This is a genomic window from Variovorax sp. Varisp53 (assembly GCF_059491555.1).
In genome coordinates this window covers 4713385-4727142 of record NZ_CP168512.1, presented here as the reverse complement: position 1 = coordinate 4727142, position 13758 = coordinate 4713385, and the positions used below count along the sequence as shown (strand labels likewise).

Genomic DNA, 13758 nt, shown 5'->3' with positions numbered 1-13758 from the left:
CCAGCCAATGGCTGGTCGGGGTGAGAGGATTCGAACCTCCGGCCTCTACGTCCCGAACGTAGCGCTCTACCAGGCTAAGCTACACCCCGATGGTTGCAAGAAAAAAGAAATCGTCCTAGATGCCAACTCAGGTGAGGTGTTCAGGCACGTCGCTCAAGCAACTGAGCCGCCAATTGTAGCAAACCTGAAGCGTGCAAATTGGACGGGAGGTCCTTCAATGCATGAATTGCTCGCTGTGCTTCGGCGGCGGCGGCGGCGCGCGAGGCAGCAAGGGCGCCGGTTTCGCGCACGATCTCGACGACCTTGCCCAGCTGGGTGGTGTCGCCCGCTTCGATGGCGGCGCGCACCAGTTCGCTCTGCGCCGGGGTTCCGTGCTGCATCGCGAAGATGAGCGGCAGTGTGGTCTTGCCTTCGCGCAGGTCGTCGCCGACGTTCTTTCCTGTCTCGTTGGCATCGCCCGCGTAGTCCAGTACGTCGTCGATCACCTGGAAGGCGGTGCCGAGCGCCTGTCCGTAGGTGGCGCAGGCTTCCTCCACTTCGGGGGTGGCGCCCGCCAGCACGGCCGCCAGGCGGGTGCTGGCTTCAAACAGCTTCGCGGTCTTGGAGCGGATCACGCGCAGATAGGCGGCCTCGTCCAGCGATGCGTCGTGCATGTTCATCAGCTGAAGCACCTCGCCCTCGGCGATCACATTGGTTGCTTCGGCCAGGATCTGCATGACGCGCATGTTGTTGGCATCCAACATCATCTGGAACGCGCGCGAATAGAGAAAGTCGCCGACCAGCACGCTGGCCGGGTTGCCGAACGATTCGTTGGCAGTCGCCCGGCCGCGCCGGAGGGTCGATTCATCGACCACGTCGTCGTGCAGCAGGGTGGCTGTGTGAATGAACTCCACGACAGCCGCCAGATTGAAGCGCTGCTCGCCCGTATAGCCCAAGGCGCCCGACATCAGCAGCAGGAGCGCCGGCCGCAGGCGCTTGCCGCCAGCCGAGATGATGTATTTGGAAACCTGGCTGACCAGCGGCACGCCCGTGTCGAGGCGGCGGGCGATCACACGGTCGACTTCGACCATGTCGCCGGCAATCAGGTCCAGCACGGTGGCGGTGGGGGAGGTGTCGGCGGCGGGAACTGGCAAAGCGGAGGCGCGGAGCGCTGCGGAGGATGAGGGCGACCCAGGCTGGGGAAGGGCCGGAAGGCGCAAATTATAGGGAGCCGCCACGGTTTGCCGGGAGCGCTTTGGGCTGGGAGTGGTTAGCAAGCACAAACCGCGCTATAATCTTGGGCTCTGCGGAATTCGCTGCGGAGACTCATTTCTAAGAGGTTTACATGTACGCGGTCATAAAAACCGGCGGCAAGCAGTATCGCGTTGCTTCCGGCGAAAAAATTAAAGTAGAACAGATTGCTGCGGACGTAGGCCAGGAAATCGTGATCGACCAGGTTCTGGCCGTCGGAAACGGCGCTGAAATCAAGGTTGGCACGCCCCTGGTGTCCGGCGCAACGGTGACAGTCACGGTACTGTCACACGGCAAGCACGACAAGGTGCACATCTTCAAGATGCGTCGTCGCAAGCACTATCAGAAACGTCAAGGCCATCGCCAGCAGTTCACCGAACTGCAAATCGGCGCGATCGCCGGCTAAGGAGCACATTCCATGGCACAGAAAAAAGGCGGCGGCTCAACGCGAAACGGGCGCGATTCCAAGCCCAAGATGCTCGGCGTGAAGGCTTTCGGCGGCGAACTGATCAGCGCAGGCTCGATCATCGTGCGCCAGCGCGGCACCCAGTTCCACCCCGGCGTGAACGTCGGGGTGGGCAAGGACCACACGCTGTTTGCCCTGGTCGACGGCCACGTGTCGTTCGGTCACAAGGGTGCACTCAACAAGCACACGGTCAACGTGACCCCCGCGGCGTAAGCCTCGAGTCACTTCGACCTGCCCGAGGCCCCGCATTGCCGGGGCTTCTTCATTTGTAAACTGGACATCCCATGAAGTTCGTCGACGAAGCCTTCATCGACATCGCCGCGGGCGATGGCGGCAACGGCTGCGTGTCGTTCCGTCATGAGAAGTACAAGGAATTCGGCGGCCCCAACGGCGGCGACGGTGGCCGCGGCGGCCACGTCTTCGCGGTGGCCGATTCGAACCTCAACACCCTGGTCGACTTTCGCTACTCGCGCCGGCACGAAGCCAAGCGCGGCGAGCACGGCATGGGCTCCGACATGTTCGGTGCCGCGGGCGACGACATCACGCTCAAGATGCCGGTCGGCACGATCATCTCCGACGCCGAAACGGGCGAAGTGCTGTTCGAACTGCTGAAGGAAGGCGACGTTATCACCATCGCCAAGGGCGGCGACGGCGGCTTCGGAAACATGCGCTTCAAGAGCGCCATCAACCGCGCGCCGCGCCAGAAGACCCCGGGCTGGCCGGGCGAGAAGCGCAGCCTCAAGCTCGAACTCAAGGTGCTGGCCGATGTCGGCCTGCTCGGCATGCCGAACGCGGGCAAGTCGACGCTGATCAGCGCGATTTCGAACGCCCGCCCGCGCATCGCGGACTATCCCTTCACCACGCTGCACCCGAACCTGGGTGTCGTGCGCGTCGGTCCGGAGCAGAGCTTCGTGGTGGCCGACCTTCCCGGCCTGATCGAAGGCGCTTCCGAAGGCGCTGGCCTGGGCCATCTCTTCCTGCGGCACCTGCAGCGCACGCGCCTGCTGCTGCATGTGATCGACATGGCGCCGTTCGACGACAACGTCGACCCGGTCGCACAGGCCAAGGCCATCGTCGGCGAGCTCAAGAAGTACGACGCGGCGCTCTACGAAAAGCCGCGCTGGCTCGTGCTCAACAAGCTCGACATGGTGCCGGCCGAAGAACGCGCAGCGCGCGTCAAGGACTTCGTGAAGCGCCTGCGTTTCAAGGGGCCGGTGTTCGAAATCTCGGCGCTCACGCGCGAAGGCTGCGAACATCTGGTGCAGGCCATCTATCAGCAGGTCAAGGCGCAGCAGGTGGCCGAGCATGCGCCGGTGGTCGTCGACCCGCGCTTCACGCCGCTGCCTCCCGAGGGCGCTTGAGCGGCACCGCAGCATTGCCCGTGATGCTGCCAACGGACAGATAGACAGACAAAAGCAACCTCGCAGCCTTCACCGCAAAATGACCTCGAACTCCGGATCCACAGCCTTGCGGGATGCCCGCCGTATCGTCGTCAAGGTGGGCTCCAGCCTCGTGACCAACGAGGGACGCGGCCTCGACGAGGCAGCCATCGGCGAGTGGTGCCGGCAACTGGCCGCGCTGGTGCGCGAGGGTCGCGAGGTCGTCATGGTGTCGAGCGGGGCGATCGCCGAAGGCATGAAGCGCCTTGGCTGGCGCACCCGGCCGCACGAGGTCCATGAACTGCAGGCCGCCGCGGCCGTCGGCCAGATGGGCCTGGCCCAGATGTACGAAACCAAGCTGCGCGAAAACGAGATCGGCAGTGCGCAGGTGCTGCTGACCCATGCCGACCTGGCCGATCGCGAGCGCTACCTCAATGCCCGTTCGACGCTCGTCACGCTGCTCAAGCTGGGCGTGGTGCCGGTCATCAACGAGAACGACACCGTCGTCAACGACGAAATCAAGTTCGGCGACAACGACACGCTCGGTGCGCTCGTGGCGAACCTCGTCGAGGCCGACGCGCTGGTCATCCTCACGGACCAGAAGGGCCTGTACACGGCCGACCCGCGCAAGGACGCCGACGCGAAGTTCGTGCACGAAGCCGCCGCGGGCGACCCGGCGCTCGAGGCCATGGCGGGTGGCGCCGGCTCCAGCATCGGCCGCGGCGGAATGATCACCAAGATTCTTGCGGCCAAGCGTGCGGCCGGCTCGGGCGCCTCCACCGTCATCGCCTGGGGGCGCGAGTCCGATGCCCTGCTGCGCCTGGCGCAAGGCGAATCCATCGGTACGCTGCTGGTGGCGCAGACCGCCAAGCACCAGGCCCGCAAGCGCTGGATGGCCGATCACCTGCAGCTGCGCGGCGCCGTCGTCGTCGACGCGGGCGCTGCCGCCAAGGTGCGTGCCGAAGGCAAGAGCCTGCTGCCGATCGGCATGACCAGTGTCTCGGGCGAGTTCTCGCGCGGCGACGTGATTGCGGTGCGCGACGTCGATGGCGTCGAACTGGCCCGGGGCCTGGCCAACTATTCGAGCGTGGAAGCACGCCTGCTGTGCCGCAAGCCCTCGAGCGAATTCGAGCGCCTGCTGGGCTATGTCGCGGAACCCGAGATGGTCCATCGCGACAACATGGTGCTGATGCCCAGCTGATGAAAACAACAACGGGGCGCAAGGCCCCGTTGATGGATTGACTACTGCACTTCCCGTATCGGGTTGCGTATGTTCTGGACCATTTCCCCGATCGAGGCGCGCGGCGCATTGCCGCGGCACAGGGCCTGGCGCGACAGCGCCCGGGTGTAGCTCGAATTCAGGTCGCTCAGGCGCTTCCACTCGGGCTTGGCGACGTCTTGCCAGGCGCCGTTGTTGTAGCGCGCATAGCTCTTCATTTCCGCGGTCGAGCAGCGTACGCCTTCATAGAAGGCATTGACGGCGCCGCCATTGCGGTTGTGTGCCACCACCACGTAGCGCACGATGCCGTCGCCCGTGATCGCAATCGTGTTCGGGTCGATGCCGAACTTCAAGCTCATGTACGGCGGCATTTCGATCGGCAGCAGGCGGCTTTCGCTGAAGGCCGGTGGTGGGGGCGTTGCGGTTTCCTCCCACTCTTTATCCGTCTCGTAGCGCTTGGGCGGCGGCGGCATGCCTGCCTGGGCCCAATCGGCATTGTCCGTGTCGTGCGGCCCCGAGGCGCATCCTGCAAGGATGCCGAAGCAGGCCAAAAGAAGGGCGCGTTCAGCGTTGCGTCGGAAGGAACGGCGCTTTGTTGTCGTGGACAGGAGGTTCATCGCTCGCAGAAGGAATGTCGGGATGCGGATCGAAACTGCCGCCGGGCGGCAGGTCCAGTCCGGGAGGCGCCCCGGCGTCCAGCGAATGGCGCTCGAATTCTCGGGCGCGCACGTTGCTGCGCAGGAAGCGGTTGCGGAAATCCTGCCGTGGCAGGTAGCGAGCAAGCTCGGTCAGCGCCATCTCATAGACGCCGCGCTTGAACTCGACGACCACGTCGAGCGGCACCCAGTAGTCATGCCAGCGCCAGGCGTCGAATTCGGGATGGTCGGTGGCACGCAGGTTGAGATCCCAGTCGTGGCCGGTGAGTTGCAGCAAATACCAGATTTGTTTCTGGCCCTTGTAGTGGCCCCGTGCGTCACGGCGGATGAACCGATCCGGCACCTCGTAGCGCAACCAGTCGCGGGTACGGGCCACGATGCGCACATGCTCCGGATGGAGCCCCACTTCCTCGTGCAGTTCCCGGAACATGGCTTGCTCGGGACTTTCGCCGCGGTCGATGCCGCCTTGCGGAAACTGCCAGGAATGCGTGCGTATGCGTTTGCCCCAGAAAACCTGGTTTCTCTGGTTGAGCAGGATGATGCCGACGTTGGGCCTGAAGCCGTCCCGGTCGAGCATAATCAAACCCCAATTTTTGAACTGAGTCGATTATGCATGCCGGGTTGCCCTCGGCAAGCTGCCGATGCCAGGCTCTCAGGGTCTCTCCGGGGGAGCAGTCCCCCACTTCCAAACTTCGAATCCAGCGAATCCATCACCGCAATCCCGATGAAAGCTTCCCGATTTTTTGTCTCCACCCTCAAGGAAGCGCCCGCTGACGCCGAGGTCGCGAGCCACCGGCTCATGATGCGCGCCGGCATGATCAAGAAGCTCGGCACGGGCATTTACACCTACATGCCCATGGGACTGCGCGTGATCCGCAAGGTCGAAGCCATCGTGCGCGAGGAGATGAACCGCGCCGGCGCCGTCGAGATGACGATGCCCGTGGTGCAGCCGGCCGAGTTCTGGCAGGAGACCGGCCGCTTCGAGAAGATGGGCCCCGAGCTGCTGCGCATCAAGGATCGGCACGACCGCGACTTCGTGATCCAGCCGACCAGCGAAGAGGTGGTGACGGACATCGCGCGCCAGGAAATCCGCAGCTACAAGCAGCTGCCGAAGAATTTCTACCAGATCCAGACCAAGTTCCGCGACGAGCGCCGTCCGCGCTTCGGCCTGATGCGCGGGCGCGAATTCATCATGAAGGACGCCTACAGCTTCGACCGCGACCTCGACGCCGCCAAGGCCAGCTACCAGGTCATGGCGCAGGCCTACCGCAACATCTTCGACCGCTTCGGCCTGCGCTATCGCGCCGTGGCGGCCGACAGCGGTGCCATCGGCGGCGACCTGAGCGAAGAGTTCCAGGTGATCGCCGCCACGGGTGAAGACGCCATCGTCTATTGCCCCGACAGCAATTACGCCGCCAACATGGAAAAGGCCGAGGCCCTGGCCCCGGCCGGCCCGCGCCCCGCCGCCGCCAAGGCGCTCGAGAAGACGCCCACTCCGGGCAAGGCCACCTGCGAAGACGTTGCAGTGCTGCTCGGCGTGCCGCTGTCGACCACAGTCAAGTCGCTCGTGCTGGCCACCGACATCGTCGACGACGCAGGCAACCTCAAGGGCTCGCAGGTCTGGCTGCTGCTGCTGCGCGGCGACCACGAGATGAACGAGATCAAGGTCGGCAAGCTGCCGGGCCTGGACAAGGGCTTTCGCTTCGCGACCCTGGCCGAGATCGACGAGCACTTCGGCTGCAAGCCGGGCTACCTTGGCCCGCTGAACCTCAAGAAGCCCGTCAGGATGGTGGCCGACCGCGAGGTGGCTGTCATGGCCGACTGGATCACGGGCGCCAACGAGATCGACTTCCACATGACCGGCGTCAACTGGGGCCGCGACCTGCCCGAGCCCGACCTGGTCGCCGACCTGCGCAACGTGGTCGCCGGCGACGCTTCGCCCGACAGCAAGGGCGTGCTGGCCATCGAACGCGGTATCGAGGTCGGCCACGTGTTCGTGCTCGGCACCAAGTACAGCAAGGACATGAACGCCACCTACCTCGACGAAGGCGGCAAGCCGCAGTTCCTCGAGATGGGCTGCTACGGCATCGGCATCACGCGCCTGCCGGCGGCGGCCATCGAACAGAACCACGACGAGCGCGGCATCATCTGGCCCGACGCGCTGGCCCCGTTCACGGTGGTGGTCTGCCCGATCGGCATGGACCGCAGCCCCGAGGTCAAGGTGGCGGCCGAAGCGCTGTATGAGCAACTGCTCGCTGCCGGCGTCGACGTGCTGCTCGACGACCGCGGCGAGCGCCCCGGCGCGATGTTCGCCGACTGGGAGCTCATCGGTGTGCCGCACCGCGTGGTGATCTCGGACCGCGGCCTGAAGGAAGGCCAGCTCGAATACCAGCACCGCCGTGACACGGCGGCCACCAAGGTGCCTGCGGCCGGCATCGCGGAGTTCATCACCGGCAAGCTCGCGAAATGAGCGTGGAGGGCGGCCTCTCGCGACGCCAGTGCCTGGGCGGCGCCGTGACGGCAAGCGCCCTCGCCATGCTGTCGCTGCCTCAGACCGCCCTGGCCGGTGCGCAGATCGAGGAGCCGCTGATCGACTCGGTGCGCACCGCGCTCAGTTCGGCCATCCACAACAAGGCACCGCCGGTGCCCCAGTTCGCGAACACCGAGGCCCGGCTCGCCTACCTGCGCTGGCTGGGCGAGATGAGCGAGCGGCTGCGCAAGAAGGTTGCCGATGCGCCGTCGCGCATCGAATTCCTCCAGACCGCCTGGTACGAAGCCAAGCGCTCGGGGCTCGACGTGAGCCTGGTGCTCGGGCTGGTCCAGGTCGAGAGCAATTTCCGCAAGTTCGCCGTGTCGAGCGCCGGTGCGCGTGGCTACATGCAGGTCATGCCGTTCTGGACGCGCGTGATCGGCGACGCCGACCCGGCCAAGCTGTTCCACATGCAGACCAACCTGCGCTTCGGCTGCGTCATTCTTCGCCACTATCTCGACCGCGAGAACGGCGACCTGTACATGACGCTGGGCCGCTACAACGGCAGCCGCGGCAAGTCGCCATACCCGAACGCGGTGTTCGCGAACCAGCGGCTCTGGGTGTTCAACGACAGGGAGCGCGAGAAGGACCCCGCCTCCGCAGGCTGAGCCTCCGTCAGCCGGCCGGCGCCTTGGCGGTGGCCGAGCCCTTCGTGACCATCACCTGGTCGATGCGGTAGCTGTCCACGTCCATCACCTCGAAGGTGTAGCCGCCCCAGGTGACGTTGTCGGTGCGCTTGGGTACGCGGCGCAGCATCACCATCAGGAAGCCGGCCAGCGTCTCGTACTCTTCCGAGTGAGGCAGTTCGTCGATGTGCAGCGCGCGCTGCACGTCCTGGATGGGCGTGACGCCGTCGATCAGCCACGAGTTCTCGTCGCGCTGCACGATCTGCTCCTCGTCCGGCATGGAGACGAGGTCGCCCATCACCGTACTCATCACATCGTTGAGGGTGATCACGCCCACCACGAGGCTGTATTCGTTGACGATGATCGCGAAGTCCTCGTGCGCCTGCTGGAACTGCTCGAGCACTTCGGTGAGCGACAGGCGATCGGGAATCACCAGCGCCTTGTGCAGCGGCAGGCCCTGGTCGAAGGCCAGCGGCTGGCCGCTGAGCACACGCTGGAACATGTCCTTGGCATCGACGTAGCCGAGCACGTGGTCGATGTCGCCATCGCACACCGGGTACGCCGAGAAGGGCTCGGCCACGATGCGCGCACGCAGCACCGTCTCGGGGTCGTCGTGCAGGAACCAGGCGATGCTGTCGCGCGCCGTCATCACACTGCTGACCAGGCGCGTCTCCAGCTCGAACACGTTGGCGATCACCTGCTGCTCGCGCACCGCGAGCACGCCGGCCCGTGCGCCGGCCTCGGTCATCGCGAGGATGTCGGCCGAGGTGATCTTGTCGTCGCGCGCCATCGGCATGCCGAGCACTTTGAACAGCAGGTCGGTGCAGCGCGTGAAGAACCACACCAGCGGCTTGAAGGTGGTGATCAGCACCTGCATCGGTCCGACCATGCGCACCGCCAGTTGCTCGGGGTTGCTCATGCCCAGCCGCTTGGGGAACAGGTCGGCGAACACCAGGAACACCGCGATGATGATGACGAACGAGCACAGGAAGGCCGCGTTGGTGGAGGCCTCGGCACTCAGCCATTTCTCGAAGAAGACCGCGAAATACGGGCTGAGCGAGCCCTCGCCCACGACACCGCCGAGGATCGCCACCGCGTTCAGGCCGATCTGCACCACGGTGAAGTAATGGCCGGGTTGCTCCTGCACGCGCAGCACCTTCTCGGCCCGGGGGTCGCCCTCGTCGGCCATCTGGCGCAGGCGCAGGCGGCGCGAGGCGGCCAGGGTGATTTCGGCAAGGGAGAAGAACGCGCTCATCGCGATCAGCAAGGCGATGATGAGCAGGCTTTGGGTCAGGGTCATGGTGGCACGTCGAAGACGGCCACCATGGTGCCATGACTCGGCACCCGAAAAGTGCTCAGACCCCGCCCTGCGGATGCGTGGGGTCGACCCAGAGGACCGATTCGGGTTTTTCGACGGGTTCGATGTCGAGGTTGACCGCCACCGCTTCGCCATCGCTGCGGCACAGCACGCATTCAAGCGTCTCGGTCGCGCTGGCGTTGATCTCCTGGTGCGGCACGTAGGGCGGCACGTAGATGAAGTCGCCCGGTCCGGCCTCGGCCGTGAACTCGAGCTTCTCGCCCCAGCGCATGCGGGCCCTGCCGCGCACCACGTAGATCACCGATTCGAGGTGCCCGTGGTGATGGGCGCCGGTCTTGGCATCGGCGTGAATGGTCACGGTGCCGGCCCAGAGCTTCTGCGCGCCCACACGGGCGAAGTTGATGGCCGCTGCCCGGTTCATGCCGGGCGTCTGGGCGGTGTTGGCGTCGAGCTGGTTGGCCGCGATCACGCGCACGCCGTCGTGCTTCCAGGCCTGGTCGCCTTCTTCATGCGAATGGCCGTGATCCGCGTGATCGTGGCTCATTGCGGGCCCCGTGGAATCAGGCCGCGGCGTCGCCGCCGATGACTTGCTGCAGTTCGCCCGATTCGTACATCTCCATCATGATGTCCGAGCCGCCGACGAATTCGCCCTTCACGTAGAGCTGCGGAATCGTGGGCCAGTTGCTGTATTCCTTGATGCCCTGGCGGATGCCGTCGTCTTCGAGCACGTTGACGGTCTTGAGCGTCTTCGTGTCGACACCGACCGCCTTCAGGATCTGGATCGCGCGGCCCGAGAAACCGCACATCGGAAAGCTTGCGTTGCCCTTCATGAAGAGCACGAGGTCGTTGGTTTTGACGAGGTCGTCGATGCGTTGCTGGGCGTCGGACATGGGGACTCCTGAAAAGTGGGCTGGGGGGATTATTTCACCGTGCGCCAGATTCCGCCGGAGCAGCGCTGGATGCCGGCGAGGTCGTCGCGGCTTTGCACTTCGGCGAAACCGCGCGCGGCGAGCAGTTGACGCACGGCCGCGGCCTGGTCGTGGCCGTGCTCGAGCAGCAGCCAGCCGCCTTCGGCGAGGTGGCCGGGAGCGTTCTGCACGATCTGGCGGATGTCGTCGAGGCCGTCGGCGCCCGCGACCAATGCGGAAACGGGTTCGTGGCGCAGGGCGGGCAGGTGCGGGTCGCCGGCGGCGATGTACGGCGGGTTGCTTGCGATCACCGTGTAGCCGCTGCTGGCGCCGTCGAGCCAGCTCGCTTCGGTGAAGCACACCGGCAGGCCGAGGCGCTGCGCGTTGGCCTGGGCGACCGCCAATGCGTCGGCGCTGGCGTCGACCGCGTCGACTTGCGCATCGCGGCGGGCATGTTGCAGGGCCAGCGCGATCGCACCGCTGCCCGTGCCCAGATCAAGCACGCGCGGGGCGACATGACCTTCGAGGCACTGCAGCGCCCATTCGACCAACGCCTCGGTGTCGGGCCGCGGCACCAGCACGCGTGGATCGACCTGCAGGGCGAGGCCGTGGAACTCCTTCTCGCCGAGCAGGTAGGCGACCGGCTCGCCCGCGAGGCGGCGTGACAACTGCGCGGAGAGCGCGGACCACGCCGCGTCGGGCATCGCATCGGTGTCGTGCGCCAGCAGCCAGGCGCGGTCATGCGGCGCCCGGCCCAGCGCGTGCAGCAGCAGCAACTGCGCGTCGAGCCGCTCCACGCCCAGCGCGACGGCCGCGGCCAGCGCCTGCGCCACGGTGGACGGCTTCGGGTCGTCGGCGGTCATCACGCTGGCAGGCTCGATTCCAGCTCGACCAGCTGTTCGGCCTCACGCGCGGCGCGCAGCGCGTCGAGCACGTCGCCAAGGTCGCCTTCCATGATCGCGAGCAGCTTGTAGAGCGTGAGGTTGATGCGGTGGTCGGTGAGCCGCCCCTGCGGAAAGTTGTAGGTGCGGATGCGGTCCGAGCGGTCGCCGCTGCCGATCAGGCCCTTGCGCATGGCCGCGTCCTTGGCCGCTCGCTCGCTGCGGTCCTTCTCCTGGATGCGCGCCGACAGCACCTGCAGCGCCTTCGCCTTGTTGCGGTGCTGGCTGCGGTCGTCCTGGCACTCGGCCACGATGCCGGTCGGGATGTGCGTGATGCGCACGGCCGAGTCGGTCTTGTTGATGTGCTGTCCGCCCGCGCCGCTCGCTCGGTAGGTGTCGATGCGCAGGTCGGCCGGGTTGATCTGCACGGCCACGGTTTCGTCGGGCTCGGCCAGCACGGCGACCGTGCAGGCGCTGGTGTGGATGCGGCCTTGCGTTTCGGTCGCCGGCACGCGCTGCACGCGGTGGCCGCCCGATTCGAAGCGCAGGTGGCCGAACACCTCGTCGCCGATGATGCGGATCACCACTTCCTTGTAGCCGCCGAGTTCGCTTTCGCTTTCGCTCACCACCTCGCAGCGCCAGCCGGCACGCTCGCAGTAGCGTGTGTACATGCGCAGCAGGTCGCCCGCGAACAGGGCCGATTCGTCGCCGCCGGTGCCGGCGCGGATTTCGAGGAAGGCGTTGCGCGCGTCGTCGGGGTCCTTCGGCAGCAGCAGGCGCTGCAGTTCTTCCTCGAGCTGCACCAGCTCGGCTTCGGCGCCCGCGATTTCTTCCTTCGCCATCTCGGCCATGTCGGGGTCGTCGAGCATTTCCGTGGCACCGGCGATGTCAGCCTCGCGCTGCCTGTAGCGCTCGTAGCGGCCGGCGATCTGCGTGACCTCGGCATGCTCGCGCGAGATGGTGCGGTACTGCGCCATGTCGCTCATGATGTCTTCGCGCGAGAGCAGGAAGTCGAGCTCGCCCAGGCGTTGGGCGTAGCGTTCGAGTTGGTGGCGCAGAAAGGATTTCACGGAGGAACGGGGCTCGAAAAAATGGGGAGGTGCTGCCGCAAAAGGGCAGCGCGCATGAAGACCGCGGCCGATCGGGCCTGGCGACGACGAGCGCCGCTAACGCTCTTTGCGCAGGAACAGGCGCGAGATGGCCTGCGCCGTCTGTTCGCGCGAGGCGGCATCGCCCGCGTGCAGCTCGGCCATGGCGCCGTGCATCATCTTCTGCGTGAGCCCGCGCGACATGGCCTCGAGCACGGCATCGACCGATTCGCCCCTGGCCAGCAGCTTGCGCGCGCGCGCCATTTCGGCGGCACGCCATTCGTCGGCTTGCGCGTTGAGCTGCTGGATCAGCGGCACGGTGCCGCGCTGGCCCAGCCAGTGCATGAAGCTCTGCACGCCCGCGTCGATGATGACTTCGGCCTGCGCGACGGCCGCCTGGCGGTTGGCCTGGCCCTGTTGCACGACCTGGGCGAGGTCGTCGACGGTGTAGAGATAGATGTCCTCGAGCGCCTTCACTTCGGGCTCGATGTCGCGCGGCACGGCCAGGTCGACCATGAACATCGGGCGGTGCTTGCGTGCCTTGAGCGCGCGCTCCACGGCGCCCAGGCCGATGATCGGCAGCGTGCTCGCCGTGCAGCTTACGATGATGTCGAACTCGGCGAGCCGCGACGGCAGGTCGGCCAGACGCATCGCTTCGGCGCCGAAGCGCGAAGCCAGTTTTTCGCCGCGCTCGAGCGTGCGGTTGGCAATGGCGATCGACCTGGGTTCCTTGGCCGCGAAGTGCGTGGCCGCGAGGTCGATCATTTCGCCTGCGCCGACGAACAGCACGCGCGTTTGATGAATGTCTTCGAAGAGCTGGCCAGCGAGCCGGACCGCTGCGGCGGCCATGCTGATGGAGTGCGCGCCGATCTCGGTGGCCGTGCGGACTTCCTTGGCCACCGCAAAGGAGCGCTGGAACAGCTGGTTCAGCGTGCTGCCGAGCGCGCCGGCGGTTTCGGCCGCGCGCACGGCGTCTTTCATCTGGCCGAGGATCTGCGCTTCGCCGAGCACCATCGAGTCGAGCCCGCTGGCCACGCGGAAGGCATGGCGGGCGGCTTCGTCGTCCTGAAGCGTGTAGGCGTGCGATCGCAGCAGGGCCGGGGCCACGCCGCCGCTTTGCGCCAGCCAGCCGAAAGTGTGGTCGAGTGCGGCGTGTTCCGAGGCGCAATAGATCTCGGTGCGGTTGCAGGTGGAGATGATCGCGGCCTCGACCTGGGGGTGGCGGCCGGGGGCAAAGGAACTGCGCAGGCTCTGCAGCGTGGGGGCGATCTGGTCGAGCGCGAACGCGAAGCGACCGCGCAGGTCGAGCGGCGCGGTCGTATGGTTCAAGCCGAGAGCCCAGACTGACATGGCCGTGATTATAAAATCAGCAGCCGCATGAGCTTTGCGGAGGGACAAATGGCTTTCCCTATGACAGCCATATCCTTCGCCGCATATCCCGGCGCATGCGCAATCCC

Annotated in this window: 15 protein-coding genes and 1 tRNA gene; 6 read left to right on the top strand and 10 right to left on the bottom strand. The window is 66.1% G+C overall.

Annotated features, from left to right (window positions below):
- Positions 1–12: 12 nt before the first annotated feature.
- Positions 13–89 (bottom strand) — tRNA-Pro (locus tag ACEOAB_RS22120).
- A gap of 51 nt (positions 90–140) precedes the next feature.
- Complete coding sequence (locus ACEOAB_RS22115; RefSeq protein ID WP_056594043.1) at positions 141–1133, bottom strand: polyprenyl synthetase family protein; 993 nt, start codon at positions 1131–1133, stop codon at positions 141–143.
- A gap of 191 nt (positions 1134–1324) precedes the next feature.
- Here ACEOAB_RS22115 and rplU point away from each other — a divergent pair, with 191 nt between their 5' ends.
- The 4 genes from rplU (at position 1325) to proB (ending at position 4276) form a co-directional block, all read left to right on the top strand.
- The gene (rplU, locus tag ACEOAB_RS22110) at positions 1325–1636 is read left to right on the top strand and encodes a 50S ribosomal protein L21 (RefSeq protein ID WP_007833243.1); all 312 of its coding nucleotides are present in this window, start codon (positions 1325–1327) and stop codon (positions 1634–1636) included.
- Positions 1637–1648: 12 nt separating this feature from the next.
- A complete protein-coding gene (gene rpmA, locus ACEOAB_RS22105; protein ID WP_007833244.1) occupies positions 1649–1909 on the top strand; it encodes a 50S ribosomal protein L27 in 261 nt (86 codons plus the stop codon).
- 71 nt (positions 1910–1980) lie between these two features.
- Positions 1981–3057, top strand: coding sequence for an Obg family GTPase CgtA (gene cgtA, locus ACEOAB_RS22100; protein WP_413749759.1), 1077 nt, complete (start codon positions 1981–1983; stop codon positions 3055–3057).
- A 79-nt stretch (positions 3058–3136) separates the two neighbouring features.
- Positions 3137–4276: a glutamate 5-kinase gene (gene proB, locus ACEOAB_RS22095; protein WP_056594037.1), complete on the top strand. Its 1140-nt coding sequence runs from the start codon at positions 3137–3139 to the stop codon at positions 4274–4276.
- A gap of 41 nt (positions 4277–4317) precedes the next feature.
- Here proB and ACEOAB_RS22090 read toward each other — a convergent pair whose 3' ends face one another.
- Positions 4318–4767 (bottom strand): CNP1-like family protein, encoded by a 450-nt coding sequence (locus tag ACEOAB_RS22090; RefSeq protein ID WP_413749758.1) that lies wholly within the window; start codon positions 4765–4767, stop codon positions 4318–4320.
- 91 nt (positions 4768–4858) lie between these two features.
- Complete coding sequence (locus ACEOAB_RS22085) at positions 4859–5527, bottom strand: RNA pyrophosphohydrolase (protein ID WP_007833253.1); 669 nt, start codon at positions 5525–5527, stop codon at positions 4859–4861.
- Positions 5528–5674: 147 nt separating this feature from the next.
- Here ACEOAB_RS22085 and ACEOAB_RS22080 point away from each other — a divergent pair, with 147 nt between their 5' ends.
- Positions 5675–7420 (top strand): proline--tRNA ligase, encoded by a 1746-nt coding sequence (locus ACEOAB_RS22080; protein ID WP_413749756.1) that lies wholly within the window; start codon positions 5675–5677, stop codon positions 7418–7420.
- Positions 7417–8088 carry a lytic transglycosylase domain-containing protein gene (locus ACEOAB_RS22075; protein ID WP_056594031.1) on the top strand — a complete coding sequence of 224 codons (672 nt, stop codon included), beginning with the start codon at positions 7417–7419 and terminating at the stop codon, positions 8086–8088. Before ACEOAB_RS22080 ends, ACEOAB_RS22075 begins: the two co-directional genes overlap by 4 nt.
- 7 nt (positions 8089–8095) lie before the next feature.
- Here ACEOAB_RS22075 and paeA read toward each other — a convergent pair whose 3' ends face one another.
- The 6 genes from paeA to hemA all read right to left on the bottom strand — a co-directional run bounded on the left by paeA (position 8096) and on the right by hemA (position 13651).
- The gene (gene paeA / locus ACEOAB_RS22070; protein ID WP_413749755.1) at positions 8096–9406 is read right to left on the bottom strand and encodes a polyamine export protein PaeA; all 1311 of its coding nucleotides are present in this window, start codon (positions 9404–9406) and stop codon (positions 8096–8098) included.
- 55 nt (positions 9407–9461) lie between these two features.
- On the bottom strand, positions 9462–9968 hold the full coding sequence (locus ACEOAB_RS22065; protein ID WP_056594024.1) for a cupin domain-containing protein: 507 nt from the start codon (positions 9966–9968) through the stop codon (positions 9462–9464).
- A gap of 16 nt (positions 9969–9984) precedes the next feature.
- Positions 9985–10314, bottom strand: coding sequence for a Grx4 family monothiol glutaredoxin (grxD, locus tag ACEOAB_RS22060; RefSeq protein WP_413749754.1), 330 nt, complete (start codon positions 10312–10314; stop codon positions 9985–9987).
- Positions 10315–10343: 29 nt separating this feature from the next.
- Positions 10344–11195 (bottom strand): peptide chain release factor N(5)-glutamine methyltransferase, encoded by an 852-nt coding sequence (prmC, locus tag ACEOAB_RS22055; protein WP_056594017.1) that lies wholly within the window; start codon positions 11193–11195, stop codon positions 10344–10346.
- Positions 11195–12283: a peptide chain release factor 1 gene (gene prfA, locus ACEOAB_RS22050; protein ID WP_413751020.1), complete on the bottom strand. Its 1089-nt coding sequence runs from the start codon at positions 12281–12283 to the stop codon at positions 11195–11197. The genes prmC and prfA overlap by 1 nt, the downstream gene beginning before the upstream one ends.
- Positions 12284–12379: 96 nt before the next feature.
- Complete coding sequence (gene hemA, locus ACEOAB_RS22045; RefSeq protein ID WP_413751019.1) at positions 12380–13651, bottom strand: glutamyl-tRNA reductase; 1272 nt, start codon at positions 13649–13651, stop codon at positions 12380–12382.
- Positions 13652–13758: the final 107 nt, after the last annotated feature.